This window comes from Agrobacterium sp. B1(2019), assembly GCF_008274755.1.
In the GTDB taxonomy this organism is placed as follows: Bacteria; Pseudomonadota; Alphaproteobacteria; order Rhizobiales; family Rhizobiaceae; genus Agrobacterium; species Agrobacterium salinitolerans.
In genome coordinates this window covers 1,201,284-1,221,893 of the sequence record NZ_VTPB01000001.1, presented here as the reverse complement: position 1 = coordinate 1,221,893, position 20,610 = coordinate 1,201,284, and the positions used below count along the sequence as shown (strand labels likewise).

The following is a 20,610-nucleotide window of genomic DNA, read 5'->3' as shown; positions in this document are numbered from 1 at the left end:
CGATATAGAGTCGGAAAATATTTCCCGACTGCGCTCCTTTTCTTGCGGGGCCAAAAGTCCGGATATCATTGGATGAACACCCTCAGTAAATAGATTAAAAATTCAAAATAACTAATTAATAAAAAACGATAAAAATCGTAAGTTTTCAACTTGGACGATGTCATTATCAAGACCCGGCCTTCCCCGGCATTTTTCATATTACTGATTCCCACTCAAAGGAATGACGGAACGATTGTTTTACGGTAACGTTGCCGAAGGGAGGAAATCGCAAAGCCGGATAAATGTGAGGCAGCCGCTTTGCGCGCATCCTTTCCCCCAGATTCTGACACAAGCCTGCACCATGATGCAGGCCAGTCTTCTTCGAATTCATATTATGCAGGGTCCGATTATGCTTTCTTCTTCCTCGCCCGAAACCGTCATCGATCTGGCCGGGTCCTGGCGCCTGACCTCGGTGGAAGGAGACCACGCCACCCAGCTTTCGGTACCGGGCGATATTCATACCGCGCTCAAAAATGCGGGCATCATTCCAGATCCCTATCACGGCGCCAATGAGAAGGCGGTGCAATGGGTGGCGCAGCGGGACTGGATCCTCGAACGCACATTCATTCTCGATGATGCGGAGGCGAGCTGGTATCTCGATATCGATTACCTCGACACCGTCGCCATCGTCTTCGTCAACGACGTCCCGGTCCTGACCGCCGACAATTGTTTTCGCCGTTACCGCCCGGATGTTTCGCGGGCTGTGCGTCCGGGTGAAAACACAATCCGGATTCATTTCCATTCCAATATCGCTGCCGGTGCGGAGCGGCAGGCGCGGCAGCCTTTTTATATTCCCTATCACCCCGGCAATTCACCCATTGCTAATGGCAACATGCTGCGCAAGCCGCAATGCCATTTCGGCTGGGACTGGAACATCGCGATTGCACCGCTTGGACTTTACGGCAAAATCCTGCTGAAGCGGCTCGATACGGCCCGCATCGAACATGTCGTCACCTCGCAGCACCATGTCGAAGGCGGTGTCGAGCTGCATGTGGCCATCACGCTGTTTGCCGAAGGCCCGGCAAGCCTGCCGGTCTATCTGTCGCTGAATGACGATAGGCTCAGGCTCGATTGCGGCGTCGGTGCCGGCGAAACGGTGATACGCCACGTCTTCTTCGTGGAAAATCCGGAGCTCTGGTGGCCGGTCGGCAGTGGCGAGCAGACGCTCTACAGACTGACCGTGAAATTGCCCGATGAGACCGTGACCCGGCGGATCGGCTTCAGGACCATCGAGCTTCTGACCGACAAGGATGAGGCCGGCAGCCGCTTCGCCTTCCGCATCAACGGACGGGAAATCTTCTGCCGCGGCGCCAACTGGATTCCCGCCGATGCGCTTTATTCGCTGACCAGCCGGGAAAAGACCGAAGATCTCCTCTGCTCCGCGGTCGAGGCCAATATGAACATGATCCGTGTCTGGGGCGGCGGCTTTTATGAGGAAGACTGGTTCTACGATCTCTGTGACCGTCTCGGCCTTCTGGTCTGGCAGGACTTCATGTTCGCTTGCAATCTCTATCCTTGCAGCGATGACTTCCTCGACAATGTCGAACACGAGGTCGATTATCAGGTCAAACGCCTGTCCTCGCATCCCTCCATAGCACTCTGGTGCGGTGATAACGAACTGGTGGGCGCGCTGACCTGGTTCGACGAATCCAGCAACAATCGCGACCGTTATCTCGTCGCTTATGACCGCCTGAACCGCACCATCGAAAAGGCGTTGAAAAAAGCCGCCCCCGAAGCGCTCTGGTGGCCGTCAAGCCCCGCCTCCGGTTATCTCGATTATGGCGACGCCTGGCACGCGGATGGCTCCGGCGACATGCATTATTGGTCCGTCTGGCACGAAAACAAGTCGTTCGACAATTACCGCTCGGTCAAGCCGCGTTTCTGCTCCGAATTCGGTTTCCAGTCCTATACGTCGATGCCGGTCATCCGCACCTATGCGGAAGAGAAGGACATGAACATCGCCTCCCCGGTCATCGAGCTGCACCAGAAGAATGTCGGCGGCAATGAACGGATCGCCGGCACCATGTTCCGCTACTTCCGCTTCCCCAAGGATTTCGAAAACTTCGTTTATCTGAGCCAGGTGCAGCAGGCGCTTGCCATCCGCACGGCCGTCGATTACTGGCGCTCGCTAAAGCCCCATTGCATGGGCACGCTTTATTGGCAGCTCAACGACACATGGCCGGTCGCCTCATGGTCGAGCCTCGATTATGGCGGCGGCTGGAAGGCGCTGCATTATGCCGCCCGCCGTTTCTTCCAGCCAGTCACGGTCTCGGCCATTCCCTCGGAGGATGGACGCCGGGTGAAATTCTCCATGGTCAACGACACGGCGGAGGATGTGGAAATCGACATGAACATCGTGGCACTAACCATGGACGGCCACCGCGTGCCGCTGAAATCTGCCAACGGCACATGCGCGACGGATAAGGCCGCGACGCTGACAGACATCGACATGGACAGCCTGCCGGATGGCGCTATCCTTGCGTGGAGCTTCATCGCTTCCAACGGCATGACCGGCGAAGGCCACCACGTGCGCGATAGCTATAAAGCGCTGGAGCTTCAGCCGGCAGGCCTAGCATTCACCACCAATACACTGAAAAACGGTCAGTTCGAAATCGATGTCACCGCTGCTGGTCTCGCCCTCTTCGTCATGCTGGAGGCTGATCAACCCGGACGTTATTCCGACAACCTTTTCGATCTTTCCGCCGGCGAAACGCGCCGCATCATCTTCACCCCGAAGGCGGACGGGCGCCAGCCGCATTTCCGCATCTTCGATCTTCATACCTGCCAATCCCCGCCCAATCCCGACATTGAAACCATGCGGAGAAAGGCATAACCATCCCTCTCGGGAATGACAGGTGCGCCCGCACCTGTTTTCATCGGTTCAAAGGGTTGCCGGGTTCTCCGGCAGCCAGTCATCAGCAAGTGGAGGAACACCCATGGTTTGGCAACCGGCCGAAAACCGATACGCGTCCATGAAATATAATCATTGCGGAAAGACCGGCCTGAAACTGCCGGCGATTTCGCTGGGGCTCTGGCACAATTTCGGCAACGATACGCCGCACCAGACGAAACAGGCCATTTGCCGCCGTGCTTTCGATCTCGGCATTACCCATTTCGATCTCGCCAACAATTACGGCCCGCCGCCCGGCAGCGCCGAAACCGCCTTCGGCGAGATTCTGAAGACGGATTTCCGTGGCTATCGCGACGAGATGATCATCTCCTCCAAGGCCGGTTACAACATGTGGCCTGGCCCCTATGGCGAATGGGGCAGCCGCAAATATCTGATCTCATCCTGCGACCAGAGCCTGAAGCGCATGGGGCTGGACTACGTCGATATTTTCTATTCCCACCGCTTCGACCCCGACACGCCGCTTGAGGAAACCTGCGGCGCGCTGGACCAGATCGTACGCTCGGGCAAGGCGCTTTATGTCGGCATCTCCTCCTACAACTCCAAGCGCACCCGTGAGGCCGCCGCCATCCTGAAGGACCTCGGCACGCCCTGCATCATCCATCAGCCGAGCTATTCCATGATCAATCGCTGGATCGAGGAAGACGGTCTCGTCGATACACTGGAAGAACTGGGCATCGGCTCCATCGTCTTCTCGCCGCTGGCGCAGGGCATGTTGACGACGAAATATCTCGGCGGCGTGCCTGATGGAAGCCGTGCATCGCAGAGCAAGTCGCTGAACCCGGCCTTCCTCAATGAGCGCAATGTTGAAAACATCCGCGCGCTCAACAGCATCGCCGAACGCCGAGGCCAGACGCTGGCGCAGATGGCCATCGCCTGGGTGCTGCGCGGCGGTCGCATCACCTCGGCGCTGATCGGCGCAAGCCGTGTTGAACAGGTCGAGGATTGCGTGAAGGCACTCGACAATGCCGAGTTCTCCACCGAGGAGCTTGCGGAAATCGACGGTTACGCCAAGGATGCGGATATCAACCTCTGGGCAAAATCCGCCGAACGCACCTGATACCGAAACGGTCGCCCAGCTCCGCTGGGCGGCCTGCTCGCTCCGAAAACTGTGCCAAAAATCTCAAATCAAAAGTTTAACTCACACCCATAACCATTAACAACCATTACATAAATGTAATTTTAAATTCAGTTTCCGTTCATTCGTATATTCGTAAGTTCCCCTCATCGAAACACGAGAGGAAACTTCCATGAAAAAGTTCGTCACCATTCTTCTGGCAGCCACCGTTCTTGCAGCTCCGATGGCACAGGCCCAAAGCCGCCACGACGATCGCCATCGCGGCGTCACCGTCGAGCGTCAGGTCACCACCAAGAAAGTCATCGTCAAGAAGCACCGCTGGGATCGCGGCCAGCGCCTCTCGGCCCGTGAGCGCCGCAACATGGTGGACCGCCGTGACTACCGCCGTTACCACCTTGCAGAACCGCGCCGCGATCAGCGCTGGGTGCGCGTGGATAACCAGTTCCTGCTCATCAACGCCGTCAGCGGCCTCATCGTCGGTCTCGCCGCCACCCGCTAATCCAGGCATCGATGAAATGAAAAAGGCCCGCGCAAGCGGGCCTTTTGTCGTTTATCGTTTCAGCCGATCAGAAAATGTCGGCACCGCTGCCCCAGGGGCCGTGCGGCTTGTCCACACCGTCGGTGCGTTCGAAGCCGTGGGCGCCGAAGAAGTCGCGCTGCGCCTGGATGAGATTGGCGCTGCCGCGGCCACGGCGATAGGCGTCGAAATAGCCGAGTGCCGAAGCCAGCGCGGAAACCGGCAGGCCCGACAGGACGGCGTAGGAAACCACACGGCGCAGCGGCGCGTCGGTATCCTTGACGATGGCGGAGAAGGCCGGCGTCACGATGAGGTTGGCCACATGCGGATCCTTGGTGAAGGCCGAAGTGATCTCATCGAGGAATTCCGAGCGGATGATGCAGCCGGCGCGCCAGATGCGGGCGATCGTCGGCATCGGCAGGTTCCAGTTGAACTCCTTCGACGCGGCCGACATGATGGCGAAGCCCTGCGCATAGGCGCCGACCTTGGCGGCCAGAAGCGCGCTTTCCAGATCGGCGATAAACGCCTTTTTGTCTGCGGGTGCGGCTGCAAGCGTCGGCAGGCCGAAAATCTTCTCGGCAGCCTCGCGCTCATCCTTCTGCGACGACAGAATACGCGCAGCCACGGCCGCCTCGATGGCGGTTGCGGCAACACCCATGTTCTGCGCCTCGATGACCGACCACTTGCCGGTGCCCTTCTGGCCTGCCTTGTCGAGGATCAGATCGACCATCGGCTTGCCGGTGATCGGATCGGCGGCGCGCAGAACCTTCTCGGTGATTTCGATCAGGTAGGAATTCAGGCGGCCCTTGTTCCACTCGGCGAAGACGTCGGCGATTTCGATGGCACTCATGCCAAGGCCATCACGCAGGATGCCGTAGATTTCGGCAATCATCTGCATGTCGGCATATTCGATGCCGTTATGGATGGTCTTGACGAAATGGCCAGCGCCGTCATTGCCGAGCCATGCCACGCACGGATCGTCATTGTACTTGGCGGAAATGGAGGTCAGCACCTTCTCGACACGCTTCCAGCTGTCTTCGGTACCGCCGACCATGATCGACGGTCCGTGGCGCGCGCCCTCTTCACCGCCGGAAACGCCCATGCCGATAAAGGTCAGTCCGCTATCCTTCAGATTGTCGAAACGGCGGATCGTATCGCGGAAATTCGCATTGCCGGCGTCGATCATGATGTCGCCGTTCGAGAGATGCGGCTTCAGGATTTCCATCTGCTGGTCAACCGGATCGCCGGCCTTGATCATGATGATGATCGGGCGCGGAGGACGAATGGCGGCGACGAATTCCTCGATGGTTTCGCAAGGGATCAACTGTCCCTGCAACTCACCCGCCTCGGCGTAGAATTTTTTTGTCGCTTCAGGGGTTCGGTTGAATACGGCGATCTTGTTGCCTTTTTCAGCGATGTTCAACGCCAGGTTTGAGCCCATGACGCCGAGACCGATCAAACCGATTTCTGCCTGTTCCACGGATGTGCCTCCATCTTGCTTTTAGGTGGTCGTGTTGTGGCACTGTAATAGGCAAACGGCAAGGCTGGCGGCGACTGAAACGATTAAATTTTGATGACGCAAGTCAGCTTTGCATATTTGCGACGGGTCGAGACAGCAGTTCCCATTGCGCTCAACATGGCGGCCGGGGCCGGTCATCGCCGTCTTCTATCGCCCGCCAGGCCGCCCCGTCCATGTCCTCATATTGACCTGAACGTACCGACCAGAGGAAGGCGAAAAGTCCGAGCGCGCCCAGGAACAGCGCGACGGGAATGAGGTAGATCAGCATGTTCATGCCAGTTGCGCCCCCTCGCCCGCAAATCCCACGTTCGTTTCATTTTGAGGACGGACGGTTTCAGCCGCACCGGCAAGCCGCAACGCATTGGCGACAACGATCAGCGAGGACGTCGACATCGCAATGGCCGCGATCATCGGCGTCGCATAACCGGCGATCGCAATTGGCACGGCGACGACGTTATAGCCGATGGCAAGGGCAAAGTTCTGCCGGATGAGCCTTCCTGCCCGCTGCGATGTCTCGATTGCAAAAGGCACGGCATCGAGATCCTCCTGCATGAACACGAAATCGGCGGCCTGCCGGCCGATATCGGCGGCGGTGGCGGGCGCCATGGACACATGGGCGGCGGCAAGCGCCGGCGCGTCGTTGATACCGTCTCCCACCATCAGCACCCTGCGACCCTCACCGGCAAGCTCCGCGCAGCGCGCCGCCTTGTCCTTCGGCGACAGATCCGCACGCCAGTTGCCGATCCCCAGCCGCTGCGCCATGGCGCTGACGGCTGCTGCCCGGTCACCCGAAACGATTTCCTGCATCAGGCCCCGCACCGACAGGCTGCGCAATGCCGCAACCACACCTGCGCGCGGATTGTCCTCGAAGCCGAAGCTCGCCAGATGCCGGCCGTCAAGGGACAGCACAACTTCCGACCGCGCATCGCCATTATCGACGCCCGCGTCGTCATCCGGGCAGGCGAAACGGCGATTGCCGAGCCGGTAGGTTCCGGCTTCCGTCTCGGCCTCAACGCCGGAGCCGGGAATTTCCCGCACTACCTCATAGGTCGGCATGGCACCGTTATAGGCGGCATACAGGGCTTTCGAGAGGGGGTGACGCGAATGGGCGGCAAGCCCCGCAGCAATCGCCATGGTGGCCGGCTTCACGTCACCTGTCTCGACCAGTCTCGGCTTTCCAACGGTCAGGGTGCCTGTCTTGTCGAATAGCACGGCATCGATTTCAGCCAGCCGCTCCATGGCCGAGCCTTCCTTGACCATGATGCCGTGCCGGAAAAGCCTTCCAGCGGCCACAACCTGCACGACGGGAACCGCAAGGCCGAGCGCACAGGGGCAGGTGATGATGAGAACCGCAATGGCGATCAGCATCGCCTGTTTCCAGTCGCCGCCGAAAATGCCCCAGCCCAAAAACGCCACCAGCGCGAGAAGATGCACGACGGGAGAATAATAGCTCGCGGCACGATCTGCGATGCGCCGGTAACGCGCCCGCCCGCCTTCGGCCGCTTCCATCAGCCCGATCACTTCCGAAAGGAAGGAATCCTTCGCCGATGCCGTCACCCGGGCAGTCAGCGAACCGGTGAGATTGAGCGTGCCGGCCTGCAGGCTGTCGCCTGCCGTAACGCGGCGCGGCGCGCTTTCACCGTTGACGATGGACATATCGAGATCGCTGCTGCCGGCGACGACCACGGCGTCCACCGCCACTCGGTCGCCGGCCGCAATCGCAATCGACATTCCGGGTTGAACATCGGCAAGCTGGCGGTATTCCCGCGTTCCATCCACACCGATGACGGTCGCGCCGCGCGGCGAAAGCCGGGCCAAGCCCGCAATGGCCGAACGCGCCTTGTCGCGCATGATATGGTCAAGCGTGCGGCCAATCAGCAGGAAGAACAGCAGTGACACGGTCGCGTCGAACCACGCATGTTCGCCGTGATGGATCGTTTCCCACAGCGAGACGGCATAGGAGAGCGTGATGGCAAGCGCGATCGGCACATCCATATTGGTGCGGCCGTGTTTCAGCGCGTTCCAGGCAGATTGGTAAAAGAAACGACCGCCATAGATCAGCGCCGGCGCAGCGATCATCGCCGAAATCCAGTGGAACATGTCGCGCGTCGCCGTATCCGCCCCCGACCAGACGGAGACAGACAGAAGCATGATATTGGCGGAGGCAAAGCCGCACAGCGCCACCGCCCTGATCAATTGCGAACGCAAGGCGTCCGAGGCATCCTGCCCGCTGGCGAAAAGATGAGTGCGGTATCCGGCCGACAGGATTGCGCGGGCAAGATCGGCGGGATCGGTCCTGACGCCATCGACCTCTTCCTTCCAGACAACCGCCACCCGTTTGGACGACAGGTTAACCCGCGCCTGTTCCACCTGTGGCAAACGGTTAAGCACGGCCTCGATGGTTGTGATGCACGCGCCGCAATAGACATCCGGCACGCTGAGATCGGTCTGCCGCAACCCCTGCCCCAGATCGCGGCTCGCCAGCAACAATTCCTCCGACGATGGCGGATTGACCGGCTCGCCGAGTTGCAGCGAACCTTCTGTTCCCGGTGCACAGCAGCTCATTGACGTCCCCTGATAACGGCAATCCGTGTGCCCTCATGCACGATGATCCGGCTGTCCTTGACGGCGGTGACCTCGACGATCCATTGCCCCGGCAGCATGTCATGCGGGCCGGTGAAGACGCCGGTGGAAACCGGGGTCAGTTCCATGTCGAAATTCTGGCGTTCCCCGACAGGCCGCCGAAAATGCGCCGTCACTTTATCGGTGTCGACCGGGCCGGTTTCGGGATGAAACACCTCGTAACGCACCGTCTTTTCATCCACGATGAGCTTGCCCTTGATACCGGTCGCAGCCCTTGCCTTGGCGGCTTCCGCCTTGGCGTTGAACTGCTGGCTGGCCACATAGGTATTGGGCACGACGAGCCCGCTCCAGCTGTTGATCGCGTTCCAGGCCATCACCATGTTGACGGTGATGACGGTGCCGAAAAACAGCAGCATGACACCCAGCATATGCCAGCCGGTGAACATGAAACCGGACGTCTGGCGATTGTTCACGGTCATTTTGTCACTCCCGGAGCATTGAAGACAGCATCGTAGCGAGCCGTTTCGTGGCCGGCCGTGTCGCTGACGATGAATTCGAAATTTTCCGCCGTACGCGAGATATCCTCGCCCGGCAGGGTGACGAAGACCTTGAGTGTTGTCGCCTCGTCCGGCTCGACCGTCACCTCGAAGGCCCGCGCGGCATCTTCGGCCATGCCATTGATTTTCATCACCGCGTTCGGAATGCCCTCGATGGTCAGGCTCATTATGCGCGGCTGCGGCACCATGTTGAGAATGCGCACGGTATAGCCGTTACGGATCGAGCCATTTGATTCCAGCACATATTGCGGGTTGCGATCGTGCAGAACATTGACTGCCAACCGCTCGCGCGTGACGAGCGCAAACAGCATGCCAATGCCGACAGCAGCCCAGATGACCGTATAAAGCAGCGTGCGCGGCCGGAAGATGATGCGCCAGTTGAAATGGCGAACGCCCTTGCTGAAGCTGCCATCCTGGTCACGCACATTCGCGGGGCGAATCGGGTGCTGACCATTACCGGTCGCCAGCGCCATGTTGGATTGGTATTCGGAAAGCGTCGCATAGGCGATCAGGCCACGCGGCTTGCCGATCTTGTCCATCACCCCGTCGCAGGCATCGATGCAGAGCGCGCAGGTGATGCATTCCAGCTGCTGCCCGTCCCTGATGTCGATGCCCATTGGACAGACCGCCACGCAGGCGTTGCAATCGACGCAGTCGCCGATACTCTCCCCTGCCGCCGCAGCCTTTTTGGCGTGCCGCGAACGCGGTTCGCCGCGCCAGTCATTATAGGTGACGACAAGCGAATTCTCATCCAGCATCGCCGCCTGGATGCGCGGCCAGGGACACATATAGGTGCAGACCTGCTCCCGCATCAGCCCGCCGAAAACGTAAGTTGTGGCGGTAAGGATGGCGACGGTCGAATAGGCGATCATCGGCGCCCGCCCCGTCATGAACTCCATCGCCAGCGTCGGCGCATCGGCAAAATAAAAGATCCAGGCGCCGCCGGTCAGAACGCCGATCACCAGCCAGATCGCATGTTTCAGCACACGCTTGCGCAATTTGGTAACCGTATAGGGCGCGGCGTCCAGTTTCATGCGGGCATTCCTGTCGCCCTCGATCGCCCGCTCGACCACCAGAAACAGATCGACCCAGACGGTCTGCGGACAGGTGTAACCGCACCATGCACGCCCGACAGCGGATGTGACGAGAAACAGCCCCAGCCCCGCCATGACCAGCAATCCGGCGACGAAGAAGAACTCCTGCGGCCAGATTTCGATGAAAAAGAAATAAAAGCGCCGGTTGGCAATATCGATCAGTACTGCCTGATCGGGTGCATAAGGTCCCCTGTCCCAGCGCAGGAACGGCGTCAGATAATAAATGCCGAGGGTGACGAGCATCACCAGCCATTTGAACCGCCGGAACCGACCTTCCGCGCGCTTGGGGAAAATCTTTCTGCGGGCTTCATAGAGCGGTTTGCGCGTTTTTGCGGAATTGACGGCTTCCGCCTCCAGCCTTTCGACGGGCTGTTGCGGGCTGTCCTGTCCGGCGCGATAGATGTTCATGGTAAGATGTCCGTTTTTATCTCCTTGCTTTCTCCCATCTCCCCGGTGAAACATCCTTGACTTGCATCAAGTGACGACAAAGTGGCGCAGGGAGGGAACGCGCCGCCAAAGGAGGATGAAATGCCTGTCATGCAGTCGAGAATCATTCATCTGTCGATCGAAAAACCCTGGGCCCAGGTCTACGACTTCGCCTCCGACCCGCAGAACATGCCGCGCTGGGCCGCAGGCCTTGCCGGCGACCTCACACCCGACGGCGAGGACTGGATCGCCGAGGGCGGGCCGCTTGGCGAGGTACGCGTCAATTTTGCGCCCGCAAACGAATTCGGCGTCATCGACCACGTCGTGACATTGCCGGATGGTATCAAAGTTTATAACGCGCTACGGGTGACGCCGAATGGCGGCGGTACGGAGGTGAGTTTCACCCTGCTTCGCCTTCAGGGCATGACGGAAGAGGATTTCGATCAGGATGCAAGAGCGGTCACGGCCGATCTCGAAACGCTGAAGGCGCTGCTCGAAAAGAACTGATGGAGGAAATATGACCACGAAAACAAACGACCGGCGCATCGACTATGTCGAATTCAACGTCGCCGATATTGAGCGCAGCAAGGAATTTTACGGCGGCGCGTTCGGTTGGACCTTCAAGGATTACGGCCCGCAATATTGCGAATTCTCCGACGGCCGCCTGACGGGCGGCTTCACCACCACCGCGCCCGTTTCTGCCAAAGGCGGCCCGCTGGTCATTCTCTACGCCGACGATATCGAGGATGCAGGGCGCCGCATCTTGGCTGCCGGCGGACAGATCAGCGTTCCGCTCTTCGAATTTCCCGGCGGCCGGCGTTTCCATTTCACCGATCCGGATGGATACGAACTGGCCGTCTGGTCGAAAAACTGATCGGCAGGAACCCGCCATGACTTTGACAACGCCGCCTTTTTCGCTGGTCGGTATCGATCATATCGTCTTCATCGTCGACGATATGGCGCGGGCGCTCGATTTTTACCGGAACGTGCTGGGGTGTAGGGATGGTTACTCTTACCCTGCGCTCGGCATGGAACAGGTCTGGTGCGGAAATGCCTTGATCGTGCTGTGGGATGTCACACATCCCGGTGGCACAAAGGCTGCTCCGCCCGTCGCCGGAGGACGGAATGTCGATCACATCTGCATAGCGACCGGCCCTCTGAACCATGATGCACTTCGCGCACATCTGGCGAAATTTAACGTTACGATAGAACAGGAAGCCTTTCACGGCGGCGCGAGAGGAATGGGACATTCGTTCTATTTCCGTGATCCCTTCGGCAACAAGATCGAGTTGAAGGGACCAGCCGAATATCCGGATGGACGGGCGGACAACGCCTGATCTGCCCATGATATAAGGGGCGCCTCCCCGGCGCCCCTCTCCACATTCTGCTCACCTTATTCACCCCCACCAAGCGAATGCACGAAGATGGCAAGCTGCTTGACGGTCGTATCACCGAGACGCTCGCCCCAGGCAGGCATCACCCCATGTTTCGGTGACCGTATCTGCGCAGCGATACCTTCTTCACCGTGGGCCTTCAGCCAGATCGCATCTGCAAGATTGGGTGCTCCGAACTCGCGGTTGCCCATGGCATCCTCACCGTGACACGAGGCACAATTATCGGCAAAGAGTTGCTTGCCAGGTTCCACCAGCGCCGGATTGGAAGGCTTTCCGGTCAGACTGACAACATAGGCGGCAACCTCACGGATTTCGTCAGACTTCATAATGTCGACGAAGGCCGGCATTTCCGAAGCGCGCGTATCGGGATCATCGGCAAAACGGATGCCGTGCTTCACCGTCGTATAGATATCGTCGACGCTGCCGCCCCACATCCAGTCGTCATCGTTGAGGTTGGGATACCCCTGCCCGCCTTCCGCACCCGAACCGTGACACTGAATGCAATTGACCTTGAAAGCGGCAGCGCCGCCGGAAAGGGCAAATTGCCTCAGGGTCGGGTCGGTCTGAATGTCGGCAAGCGACGCATTGGCGATCCTGTCGACAAAGACGCTCTGCAACTGTTTTGCATCGGCAATATCGGCGGCAATATCGCCGCGGCTGTTCCAGCCGAGCAACCCTTGCGTCGCCCCGTTGATCAGCGGCCATGCCGGATAGGCGATGGTATAGCCGATGGCCCACAGTATTGTGAGATAGAAGGTCCAGACCCACCAGCGCGGCATGGGGTTGTTCAGCTCGCGGATACCGTCCCACTCATGGCCGGTGGTTTCGACGCCGCTGATTTTATCGATGTGTTTTTCGGACATATCCTAGTCCTCCTTGAGCGGAATGCTGGCGGCATCGTCCGCGGCCTTCTTCGAGCCGGGGCGAAGGGTGAAAACGACGACGCCGGCGAAGAACAGGGTCATGGCAAGCAGACCCCAGCTGTCGGCGAAGTGGCGCATGGCCGTGTAGGTTTCCATGGCTCACACCTCCTCACCGGTATCCGGCGGCATCGTCATAGGTCGAGAAATCGACCAGCGTGCCGAGCATTTGCAGATAGGCCACCAGCGCATCCATTTCGGTGAGCTTGGCCGGATCGCCGTCGAAATCTCCGACCTTGGCCTTCGGGTAGCGCGCTAGCAGCTCGCTGGTATCGGCATTCGGGTCAGCCTGCGCCTTCATGTCAGCGCTCGCCTTTTCGATCATCTCGTCGCTATAGGGTACGCCGACGGCGCGGTTGGCCTTCAGCTCCATGGAAACCTCGGTGAACTTCAGCGTCGAGGTCTTCAGGAAAGCATAGGAGGGCATGATCGATTCCGGCACGACCGAACGCGGATCAGCCAGATGCTGCACATGCCACTCGTTGGAATAGCGATCACCGACACGCGCGAGGTCCGGCCCCGTGCGCTTGGAACCCCACTGGAACGGATGGTCATACATGGATTCTGCTGCCAGGCTGTAATGCCCGTAACGCTCCACCTCGTCGCGGAAAGGCCGGATCATCTGGCTGTGGCAGACATAACATCCCTCGCGGATGTAGATGTTGCGCCCGGCCAGCTCCAGCGGCGTGTAGGGCCGCATACCCTCTACCTTCTCGATGGTGTTTTCGAGATAAAAGAGCGGTGCGATTTCCACGATACCGCCGATCGAGACCACAAGCAGCGAGCCGACCAGAAGCAGGGTGGCGTTACGTTCGATGACGCCGTGTTTGTCGAGTATGGACATCGGCCCCTCCTATTCAGCAGGCTGCAGCGAAGGAGCCGCGCCTTTGCTGGCGCTCTCCTCGCGTTGATGACCGAGGATGGTCATGGTGACGTTGTAGGCCATGATCAGCGCGCCGCTGAGGAACATCAGACCGCCCAATGCGCGCATCACGTAGTAGGGGAACAGCGCTGCGACCGACTCCGCGAAGGAATAGACGAGGAATCCCTGGGTATCGTATTCGCGCCACATCAGCGCCTGCTGGATGCCGGCCACCCACATGACGGCGGCGTAGATGACGATGCCGATCGTGGCGAGCCAGAAGTGCCAGTTGACGAGCTGCAGGCTGTAAAGACGCTCCCTGCCCCAGAGTTTCGGCGTCAGATAATAGATGGCACCGAAGGTGATCATGCCGTTCCAGCCGAGAGCACCCGAATGCACATGGCCGATGGTCCAGTCGGTATAATGGCTGAGCGAGTTGACGGCCTTGATCGACATCATCGGGCCTTCGAAGGTCGCCATGCCGTAGAAGGCAACGGCCATCACCATCATGCGCACAATGGGGTCGGTGCGGATCTTATCCCAAGCGCCCGAAAGCGTCATCAGACCGTTGATCATGCCGCCCCAGGAGGGCATCCACAGCATGATCGAGAACACCATGCCCAGCGTCTGCGCCCAGTCCGGCAGTGCCGTATAGTGCAGATGGTGCGGGCCGGCCCAGATATACATGAAGATCAGCGCCCAGAAGTGGATGATGGAAAGCCGATAGGAATAGACCGGGCGGTTCACCTGCTTCGGAATGAAATAATACATCATGCCGAGGAAGCCGGCCGTCAGGAAGAAGCCGACAGCGTTATGGCCGTACCACCATTGCGTCAGCGCGTCCTGCACGCCCGAAAAAGCCGAATAGCTCTTGACGCCAAGGAACGAGACGGGAATGGCGAGATTGTTGACGATATGCAGCATGGCGATGGTGACGATGAAACTGAGGTAGAACCAGTTCGCCACATAGATATGCGGCTCCCTGCGCGTGAGGATCGTACCAAGGAACACAAGCAGATAGGCGACCCAGACAATGGTCAGCCAGATGTCCACATACCATTCCGGTTCTGCATATTCGCGGCCCTGCGTGATGCCGAGCAGATAGCCGGTGGCGGCCATGACGATGAAGAGGTTGTAGCCCCAGAACACGAACCAGCCGAGATTGCCGCCGAAAAGGCGCGCCCGACAGGTTCTTTGCACCACGTAAAAGGAAGTGGCTATCAGCGCATTTCCCCCGAAAGCGAAGATCACCGCCGATGTGTGCAGCGGCCGCATCCGGCCGAAATTGAAATAGGGCGCGATGTTGAGATCGGGAAAGGCGAGCTGAAGCGCCACGACAACGCCAACCAGAAAGCCGACAACACCCCAGAAGACAGTGGCTATGACGCCATACTTCACCACCTCGTCGAAATATTCCGACTTCAAGTGAGCACGCGTGGCAGAACCGACAGGCGCGAAGGAGACACGGCGCAGCAAAAGCACCGTGCTGACCAGAAGCGTAAAGAACAGTACCCACATATGGGCTGCGAAAAGACTGTCATGGGCAAAGGCTGCCCCGAGCAACGCGAGAAAGGCGCCGAGCGCCACGATCGCGGTTTCTAACGTGTAATTCATTGTTGGTTTCCCCCAACGTGCAAGCCGACCGACGAAAGGCACGGCACACGCCCAAGAGAGCGGAAACGTGCCTATGCGTCGGTTGGAGCATTGCCACCGGCAGGAGAGCGCCACCTTGATCCAGGTCAAGAAAGCAAAGCTGTCGCAGCCCAGGCAAAACGGGATGCGGCTTTACGAGAGAAATTTGTACAAGAGCAAAAATGCGCGGCGATGTCGGCCCCGCTTGCGCGCGTACCCTTCAGCCCTTCATCTTCAGGGGTAGGCCGGCGGCGACAAAATAGACCTCTCCGGCGATGGCGGCGATTCGCTGATGCAGGCGGCCGGCGTGATCGCGGAACTCCCGCGCCATGCGGTTTTCCGGCACGATGCCGAGACCGACTTCGTTGGAGACGAAAATCAGCTTAGCTCGAGCCGATGCAATCGCTGTCTCGAGCGCCGCAAAAGCAGCCTCGATATCGGCATTCTCCATCATCAGATTGGTGAGCCACAGGGTGAGGCAATCGATGAGAACGACATTTTCCGGCGCGCCGAGCTGGTCCAGCACGGCGGCAATATCGACGGGCGCTTCATGTGTTGTCCATTCGCCGCCGCGCCGCGCCTGATGATGGACGATGCGGTCGCGCATCTCGTCATCCCATGCCCGGCCAGTGGCCAGATAATGCAGGCTTCCACCCGACTTGCCCGCAAGCTCCTCCGCAAAACGGGACTTGCCGGAGCGCGCGCCGCCAAGAATGAAAACGGAGCGGTTTTTATCTGTCATCTGAAACCTGAAGGAAGAGAATGAAACGGACCGGCATCTTCGCCGTGTCGCAAGCCAGGGGCAGACAGACAGGAAGGGAACGATTCGTAGAAAAAGGCGTTCCCCGGTTGCTCATGCCGGACTGCCGCTGATACCGGGCCGGAGAAAACAAGACTTGCCTGCAGGATGCGAGGCATATCAGCCTTGGCTATTCCGGATACCGGAAACACCGGTCCAGATTAAAGGCTAGGTGCGAACGGCCATTCTGTCAATCGGCCCTCACCGCTGGCGAAAAATCAGGCGGAACCGGGACGCAAAACCTTAATCCGGAACCGGCAGACACATCGTCCGCGACTGGATTGATAATGCGACTTGGTTACCGGAACGTTAGCGAAAAACCGAATGATGAAACCGCAACGCCCAAGGAGAATATGGAGTGACGGCAGCCGCCGCCATTGCCTTGCCATGGCCTTCAAATCAATATGCTTTCGAAGATTCGCAAACAGCAAGGTGGCCCGCCCGTGATGACCGTGATGGACTATATCTCGATCGTGGTTTTCATCCTGCTATGGGCCGTCTACACCCATGTCACGACGGGCACGAGGCTGTTTTCGAGAGCCAGTCTCAACCAGGCCATGGCCGAGCGCCGCCGCGAGTGGATCATGAATTCGCTGAAGCGCGACCTGAAGATGATCGACACGCAGATTATGGCCGGCCTTCAGAACGGCACCGCCTTTTTCGCCTCCACCTCCATCTTCGCCATCGGCGGATGTTTCGCCCTTCTGGGCGCGACAGAACAGGTCGAATCGGTGTTTCGCGATATGCCGTTCGTGCAATATGCCGGGCGCACGGCCTTCGAGCTGAAGGTCATCGGGCTGACCTGTCTTTTCGGTTATTCCTTCTTCAAGTTTGGCTGGTCCTACCGCCTGTTCAACTATTGCACCATCCTGTTCGGCGCCATTCCCATGGTCCACGATGTCGGCGCCGATCGCAGGGCGGCCGAGCGGGCGGCGGAGAACGTCATAAAGATGAACATCATCGCTGCTAAGAACTTCAATGACGGCCTGCGGACCATCTTTCTGTCAATCGGTTATCTCGGCTGGTTCATTAGCCCCTATGTCTTCATCGCCAGCACGGTCATCATCATCGTGGCGTTGTTACGCCGCCAGTTCTTTTCCGAAGCACGACGCGCCATCATGGAAGAAAACGGGCCTTGAAATAGCCGCACTTCAAGGGCCAAGCCGAGCGTAATACCGCCCCCCGAAAGCCGAAAACGGAAACCATGGACACGAACGCAGCCGCAAACGAAAACCGCCGCAAAGGCCGCATAGGCGGTCTCGACACCTTGCGCGGGCTGGCCCTTATCGCCATGGCGTCCTACCACTTCACATGGAATCTGGAATATTTCGGCTATCTGGAACCCGGCACGGCGACCACCGGCCTGTGGAAACTCTATGCGCGTGGCATCGCCAGCTCGTTCCTGTTTCTGGCCGGTTTCAGCCTGTTTCTCGCCCATGGCAAGGGCGTCAACTGGCCGTCTTTCGGCAAACGTTTTGCGATGGTGGCCGGCTCGGCACTGCTCATTACCATCGCCACCTATTTCGCCTTTCCGGACAGCTTCATCTTCTTCGGTATATTGCACAATATCGCAGCGGCAAGTCTTGTCGGGCTGCTGTTCGTGCGTGCCCCCGCGGCCGTGACGCTGCTTTTTGCCGTGATCGCCTTCACCCTGCCGCAATATCTGCAATCCGAACTGTTCAACGCAAAATGGTTGGCCTGGATTGGTTTTTCCACCACGCCGCCCCGTTCGAACGACTATGTGCCGCTTCTGCCCTGGCTTGCGCCCTTCCTTGCCGGGCTTGCGGTGTCGCAATTCGTCACGCCGCGCGACTGGCTGGATCGCTTTCGAAGCCCGAGTTCGCCTCGCAACCTGATCGCAGGCGCCGGCCGCCACAGCCTGGCATTCTACCTCATCCACCAGCCGGTGCTTATCGGCCTTGTCTATACCCTCTCGCTCATAGCCCCGCCCTCGCCTGTCGATCAGGTCGAGCTTTACAAATCGAGCTGTGAAAAGAGCTGTGTCGACCAGGCCAATGGGCTGGAACTGTGCCAGCGTTTCTGTGGCTGCACGCTGGAGAAGCTGCAGGCGGAAAACCTGTTCGACACGATGATGGAAGGCAAGCTCAGCGCCGATCAGCAGACGAAGGTCAGCGAGGTGGCGCAGCAGTGCACGGTTGAGGCGCAGTAGGTTCAGGTAGCCAGAACGTTAGCGCTTGCCGCCTTTTCTTCTCTCCGCCGGGGAGAAGAGACAAGCGAAACCCTCTCGTTCCATATGCAGCACAAGTGGAAAGGCTTCAGAGCCATTCTGGACAATTACGTCAATGGAATAACCGACACCGCTATAGGGCCGGATTCACGTCCCAACACCGATTTCGGCAAGCCGCGTCAGACAGGCTTCTTCGACATTGTCGAGTTCCGCCAGCGTCTCTTCGATGTCCTTGCGTTTTTGCCGAAGCTCGGCGCGCTTTTCATCGACCTTCTTCATCAGAAGCACCAGTTGGCCCGATTCGCCCGGCGGTTCCTTGTAGACGTGAATGATCTCGCGAATTTCGGAGATCGTGAAACCGATACGACGACCGCGCAGGATTTCCTGAATGAGGCGGCGGTCCGCAGCCCTGAAAAGCCGTGTGCGCCCGCGACGTTCAGGGTGAATCAGTCCCTCGTCCTCGTAAAACCTCAAGGTGCGGGTGGAAACACCGAATTCGCGTGTCAGTTCGGTTATGCTATAATACTTATCCAAGGGCCTATCCGATTCATCACCGGAAGATATTATTTGACCTTCACGTAAAAGTCAATTTTCGCCCGTCTGGCGCTATCCGGAAATACCGTACCACCAGGTCGCGATCCCCAGAAAGGCGAAAAAGCCGACAATATCGGTGACCGCCGTCACGAAAACTGCCGACGAGACCGCCGGGTCTGCACCGAACTTGTCGAGCACCAGCGGAATGAGAATGCCCGCCAGCGCCGCCGCCAGCATGTTGAGACACATGGCCGTGGCGATGATGCCGCCGATATGGATATCCTGAAACCAGATACCGGCAACGATGCCGATGGCGCAGCCGAACAGCATGCCATTCAGAATACCCACGCCCGCCTCGCGCCGGATGATGCGCGCAGCGTTGTGAATATCAAGGCTTTTGGTGGCGAGCGCCCGCACCGACACCGTCATGGTCTGCGATCCGGCATTGCCGCCCATACCGGCCACCGCCGGCATCAGGATCGCCAGCGCGACGATCTGCTGGATCGTTGCATCGAACAGGCTGATGACGGAGGCGGAGAGAAAGGCGGTGATGAGATTAACCGCAAGCCAGGGCACGCGCGAACGGGACGTGCTGGCAATCGAGTCCGACAGCTCTTCGTCACCGACACCGCCAAGGCGCAGCAGATCCTCCTCGGCCTCTTCCTGAATGACGTCCACCACGTCATCGATGGTCAGCACGCCCACCAGTCGGCCGTTATCATCGACCACGGCGGCGGAGAGAAGGTCATATTGCTCGAAAAGCTGTGCGGCCTCTTCCTGGTCCATCTCCGCCGGAATGGAGTGGTTGGTCTCGTGCATGATCGTTTCGATCTTCACCTGGCGCTTGGCGCGCAGAACCCTGTCGAGATCGAGCGCGCCGACCAGCTTGAAGGTGGGATCGATGACAAAAATCTGCGAGAAGGATTCCGGCAGCTCTTCCTCCTCGCGCAGATAGTCGATGGTCTGCCCCACGGTCCAGAACGGCGGCACGGCGACGAATTCCGTCTGCATGCGGCGGCCGGCCGAACTTTCCGGATAATCCAGCGCCCGCATCAGCCGCACACGTTCGGTGAATGGCAGTTGCGAGAGGATATCCTCGCGGTCTTCGTCGTCGAGGTCCTCGAGAATATAGACGGCGTCGTCCGAATCCAGCTCGCCGATACCGGCGGCAATCTGCTCGTTCGACATCTGGTCGACGATATCGAGACGGATACCCTCATCCACCTCGGTCAACGCCGTCATGTCGAAATCGGAACCGAGAAGCCGCACCAGCGCGTGGCGCTGTTCCGGCAGGATGGATTCCAGGAGGTCACCGAGTTCCGATTCGTGCAGCCGCGCCACATTCTTGCGCAGGAAAAGCAGATCGCGGTCAGCGATCGCCGCACCCACCATCGTCAGAAAGTCGGAGCGTACCGAACCGTCTTCTGCGTAGATATCGGAGGGCGCTTCCATCGGTTTCATGTCCTCGGGCGCGACAGGATCGTCGTCACGGTCTGTCATCTGGCGTCCCCTTGTATTCAAATACGGCAGTGCACGGATGCGCAGGCAGAATGGCGTTAA

The 20,610-nt window shown here is 59.0% G+C and carries 20 protein-coding genes; 8 read left to right on the top strand and 12 right to left on the bottom strand.

Annotation, left to right across the window (positions count from 1 at the left end; translation table 11 throughout):
• Positions 1 to 373: 373 nt before the first annotated feature.
• From AGR1_RS06060 to AGR1_RS06050, 3 genes are all read left to right on the top strand, one after another.
• The gene (locus AGR1_RS06060; RefSeq protein ID WP_187772059.1) at positions 374 to 2,872 is read left to right on the top strand and encodes a glycoside hydrolase family 2 protein; all 2,499 of its coding nucleotides are present in this window, start codon (positions 374 to 376) and stop codon (positions 2,870 to 2,872) included.
• A gap of 103 nt (positions 2,873 to 2,975) precedes the next feature.
• Entirely contained in the window at positions 2,976 to 4,007 is a 1,032-nt protein-coding gene (gene mgrA / locus AGR1_RS06055) for an L-glyceraldehyde 3-phosphate reductase (protein ID WP_149146442.1), read from the top strand.
• 190 nt (positions 4,008 to 4,197) lie between these two features.
• Positions 4,198 to 4,524, top strand: a complete 327-nt coding sequence (locus AGR1_RS06050) for an RcnB family protein (RefSeq protein WP_149146441.1) — start codon at positions 4,198 to 4,200, stop codon at positions 4,522 to 4,524.
• 67 nt (positions 4,525 to 4,591) lie between these two features.
• On the opposite strand, the gene gndA is transcribed toward AGR1_RS06050, so the two are convergent.
• From gndA to ccoG, 5 genes are all read right to left on the bottom strand, one after another.
• The gene (gene gndA, locus AGR1_RS06045; RefSeq protein WP_149146440.1) at positions 4,592 to 6,022 is read right to left on the bottom strand and encodes an NADP-dependent phosphogluconate dehydrogenase; all 1,431 of its coding nucleotides are present in this window, start codon (positions 6,020 to 6,022) and stop codon (positions 4,592 to 4,594) included.
• Positions 6,023 to 6,173: 151 nt separating this feature from the next.
• Positions 6,174 to 6,335 carry a cbb3-type cytochrome oxidase assembly protein CcoS gene (gene ccoS / locus AGR1_RS06040; protein ID WP_149146439.1) on the bottom strand — a complete coding sequence of 54 codons (162 nt, stop codon included), beginning with the start codon at positions 6,333 to 6,335 and terminating at the stop codon, positions 6,174 to 6,176.
• Positions 6,332 to 8,626, bottom strand: a complete 2,295-nt coding sequence (locus AGR1_RS06035; RefSeq protein ID WP_149146438.1) for a cation-translocating P-type ATPase — start codon at positions 8,624 to 8,626, stop codon at positions 6,332 to 6,334. Before AGR1_RS06035 ends, ccoS begins: the two co-directional genes overlap by 4 nt.
• Positions 8,623 to 9,123, bottom strand: coding sequence for a FixH family protein (locus tag AGR1_RS06030; RefSeq protein ID WP_080790724.1), 501 nt, complete (start codon positions 9,121 to 9,123; stop codon positions 8,623 to 8,625). The genes AGR1_RS06035 and AGR1_RS06030 overlap by 4 nt, the downstream gene beginning before the upstream one ends.
• Positions 9,120 to 10,703, bottom strand: a complete 1,584-nt coding sequence (ccoG, locus tag AGR1_RS06025; RefSeq protein WP_149146437.1) for a cytochrome c oxidase accessory protein CcoG — start codon at positions 10,701 to 10,703, stop codon at positions 9,120 to 9,122. The genes AGR1_RS06030 and ccoG overlap by 4 nt, the downstream gene beginning before the upstream one ends.
• Positions 10,704 to 10,823: 120 nt before the next feature.
• On the opposite strand from ccoG, the gene AGR1_RS06020 reads away from it, so the two are divergent.
• Genes AGR1_RS06020 through AGR1_RS06010 form a run of 3 tightly spaced genes read left to right on the top strand, consistent with a single transcriptional unit; the run spans position 10,824 to position 12,058 of the window.
• Complete coding sequence (locus AGR1_RS06020; protein WP_149146436.1) at positions 10,824 to 11,228, top strand: SRPBCC family protein; 405 nt, start codon at positions 10,824 to 10,826, stop codon at positions 11,226 to 11,228.
• A gap of 10 nt (positions 11,229 to 11,238) precedes the next feature.
• Positions 11,239 to 11,595, top strand: a complete 357-nt coding sequence (locus AGR1_RS06015) for a VOC family protein (RefSeq protein ID WP_149146435.1) — start codon at positions 11,239 to 11,241, stop codon at positions 11,593 to 11,595.
• Positions 11,596 to 11,611: 16 nt separating this feature from the next.
• Positions 11,612 to 12,058 (top strand): VOC family protein, encoded by a 447-nt coding sequence (locus AGR1_RS06010; RefSeq protein ID WP_149146434.1) that lies wholly within the window; start codon positions 11,612 to 11,614, stop codon positions 12,056 to 12,058.
• Between the two features lie 56 nt (positions 12,059 to 12,114).
• On the opposite strand, the gene ccoP is transcribed toward AGR1_RS06010, so the two are convergent.
• From ccoP to cobU, 5 genes are all read right to left on the bottom strand, one after another.
• Positions 12,115 to 12,978 carry a cytochrome-c oxidase, cbb3-type subunit III gene (ccoP, locus tag AGR1_RS06005; RefSeq protein ID WP_149146433.1) on the bottom strand — a complete coding sequence of 288 codons (864 nt, stop codon included), beginning with the start codon at positions 12,976 to 12,978 and terminating at the stop codon, positions 12,115 to 12,117.
• A gap of 3 nt (positions 12,979 to 12,981) precedes the next feature.
• Positions 12,982 to 13,134 carry a CcoQ/FixQ family Cbb3-type cytochrome c oxidase assembly chaperone gene (locus AGR1_RS06000; RefSeq protein ID WP_003502810.1) on the bottom strand — a complete coding sequence of 51 codons (153 nt, stop codon included), beginning with the start codon at positions 13,132 to 13,134 and terminating at the stop codon, positions 12,982 to 12,984.
• 13 nt (positions 13,135 to 13,147) lie between these two features.
• Positions 13,148 to 13,879 carry a cytochrome-c oxidase, cbb3-type subunit II gene (gene ccoO, locus AGR1_RS05995; protein WP_149146432.1) on the bottom strand — a complete coding sequence of 244 codons (732 nt, stop codon included), beginning with the start codon at positions 13,877 to 13,879 and terminating at the stop codon, positions 13,148 to 13,150.
• A 9-nt stretch (positions 13,880 to 13,888) separates the two neighbouring features.
• The gene (ccoN, locus tag AGR1_RS05990) at positions 13,889 to 15,511 is read right to left on the bottom strand and encodes a cytochrome-c oxidase, cbb3-type subunit I (protein WP_080790716.1); all 1,623 of its coding nucleotides are present in this window, start codon (positions 15,509 to 15,511) and stop codon (positions 13,889 to 13,891) included.
• Positions 15,512 to 15,749: 238 nt separating this feature from the next.
• Positions 15,750 to 16,271, bottom strand: a complete 522-nt coding sequence (gene cobU / locus AGR1_RS05985; RefSeq protein ID WP_149146431.1) for a bifunctional adenosylcobinamide kinase/adenosylcobinamide-phosphate guanylyltransferase — start codon at positions 16,269 to 16,271, stop codon at positions 15,750 to 15,752.
• Positions 16,272 to 16,774: 503 nt separating this feature from the next.
• Between cobU and AGR1_RS05980 the strand changes: the two genes are divergently transcribed.
• A complete protein-coding gene (locus AGR1_RS05980) occupies positions 16,775 to 17,467 on the top strand; it encodes a DUF599 domain-containing protein (RefSeq protein WP_080792974.1) in 693 nt (230 codons plus the stop codon).
• Between the two features lie 65 nt (positions 17,468 to 17,532).
• A complete protein-coding gene (locus AGR1_RS05975; protein ID WP_149146430.1) occupies positions 17,533 to 18,498 on the top strand; it encodes a DUF1624 domain-containing protein in 966 nt (321 codons plus the stop codon).
• 165 nt (positions 18,499 to 18,663) lie between these two features.
• Here AGR1_RS05975 and AGR1_RS05970 read toward each other — a convergent pair whose 3' ends face one another.
• Together AGR1_RS05970 and mgtE are read right to left on the bottom strand one after the other, a co-directional pair.
• On the bottom strand, positions 18,664 to 19,050 hold the full coding sequence (locus AGR1_RS05970; RefSeq protein ID WP_003524989.1) for a MerR family DNA-binding transcriptional regulator: 387 nt from the start codon (positions 19,048 to 19,050) through the stop codon (positions 18,664 to 18,666).
• A gap of 72 nt (positions 19,051 to 19,122) precedes the next feature.
• Complete coding sequence (gene mgtE, locus AGR1_RS05965; protein WP_149146429.1) at positions 19,123 to 20,550, bottom strand: magnesium transporter; 1,428 nt, start codon at positions 20,548 to 20,550, stop codon at positions 19,123 to 19,125.
• Positions 20,551 to 20,610 lie beyond the last annotated feature (60 nt).

What these genes read in the sequence shown, in the direction of transcription:
- AGR1_RS06030 (WP_080790724.1), bottom strand. Translation starts at nt 9,123, where the DNA reads ATGACCGTGAACAATCGCCAGACGTCCGGTTTCATGTTCACCGGCTGG.
- ccoN (WP_080790716.1), bottom strand. Translation starts at nt 15,511, where the DNA reads ATGAATTACACGTTAGAAACCGCGATCGTGGCGCTCGGCGCCTTTCTC.
- AGR1_RS06010 (WP_149146434.1), top strand. Translation starts at nt 11,612, where the DNA reads ATGACTTTGACAACGCCGCCTTTTTCGCTGGTCGGTATCGATCATATC.
- AGR1_RS06050 (WP_149146441.1), top strand. Translation starts at nt 4,198, where the DNA reads ATGAAAAAGTTCGTCACCATTCTTCTGGCAGCCACCGTTCTTGCAGCT.
- ccoP (WP_149146433.1), bottom strand. Translation starts at nt 12,978, where the DNA reads ATGTCCGAAAAACACATCGATAAAATCAGCGGCGTCGAAACCACCGGC.
- AGR1_RS06015 (WP_149146435.1), top strand. Translation starts at nt 11,239, where the DNA reads ATGACCACGAAAACAAACGACCGGCGCATCGACTATGTCGAATTCAAC.
- AGR1_RS06060 (WP_187772059.1), top strand. Translation starts at nt 374, where the DNA reads ATGCAGGGTCCGATTATGCTTTCTTCTTCCTCGCCCGAAACCGTCATC.
- AGR1_RS06020 (WP_149146436.1), top strand. Translation starts at nt 10,824, where the DNA reads ATGCCTGTCATGCAGTCGAGAATCATTCATCTGTCGATCGAAAAACCC.
- mgtE (WP_149146429.1), bottom strand. Translation starts at nt 20,550, where the DNA reads ATGACAGACCGTGACGACGATCCTGTCGCGCCCGAGGACATGAAACCG.
- AGR1_RS06035 (WP_149146438.1), bottom strand. Translation starts at nt 8,626, where the DNA reads ATGAGCTGCTGTGCACCGGGAACAGAAGGTTCGCTGCAACTCGGCGAG.
- ccoO (WP_149146432.1), bottom strand. Translation starts at nt 13,879, where the DNA reads ATGTCCATACTCGACAAACACGGCGTCATCGAACGTAACGCCACCCTG.
- mgrA (WP_149146442.1), top strand. Translation starts at nt 2,976, where the DNA reads ATGGTTTGGCAACCGGCCGAAAACCGATACGCGTCCATGAAATATAAT.
- ccoG (WP_149146437.1), bottom strand. Translation starts at nt 10,703, where the DNA reads ATGAACATCTATCGCGCCGGACAGGACAGCCCGCAACAGCCCGTCGAA.
- cobU (WP_149146431.1), bottom strand. Translation starts at nt 16,271, where the DNA reads ATGACAGATAAAAACCGCTCCGTTTTCATTCTTGGCGGCGCGCGCTCC.
- AGR1_RS05980 (WP_080792974.1), top strand. Translation starts at nt 16,775, where the DNA reads ATGACCGTGATGGACTATATCTCGATCGTGGTTTTCATCCTGCTATGG.
- ccoS (WP_149146439.1), bottom strand. Translation starts at nt 6,335, where the DNA reads ATGAACATGCTGATCTACCTCATTCCCGTCGCGCTGTTCCTGGGCGCG.
- AGR1_RS06000 (WP_003502810.1), bottom strand. Translation starts at nt 13,134, where the DNA reads ATGGAAACCTACACGGCCATGCGCCACTTCGCCGACAGCTGGGGTCTG.
- AGR1_RS05975 (WP_149146430.1), top strand. Translation starts at nt 17,533, where the DNA reads ATGGACACGAACGCAGCCGCAAACGAAAACCGCCGCAAAGGCCGCATA.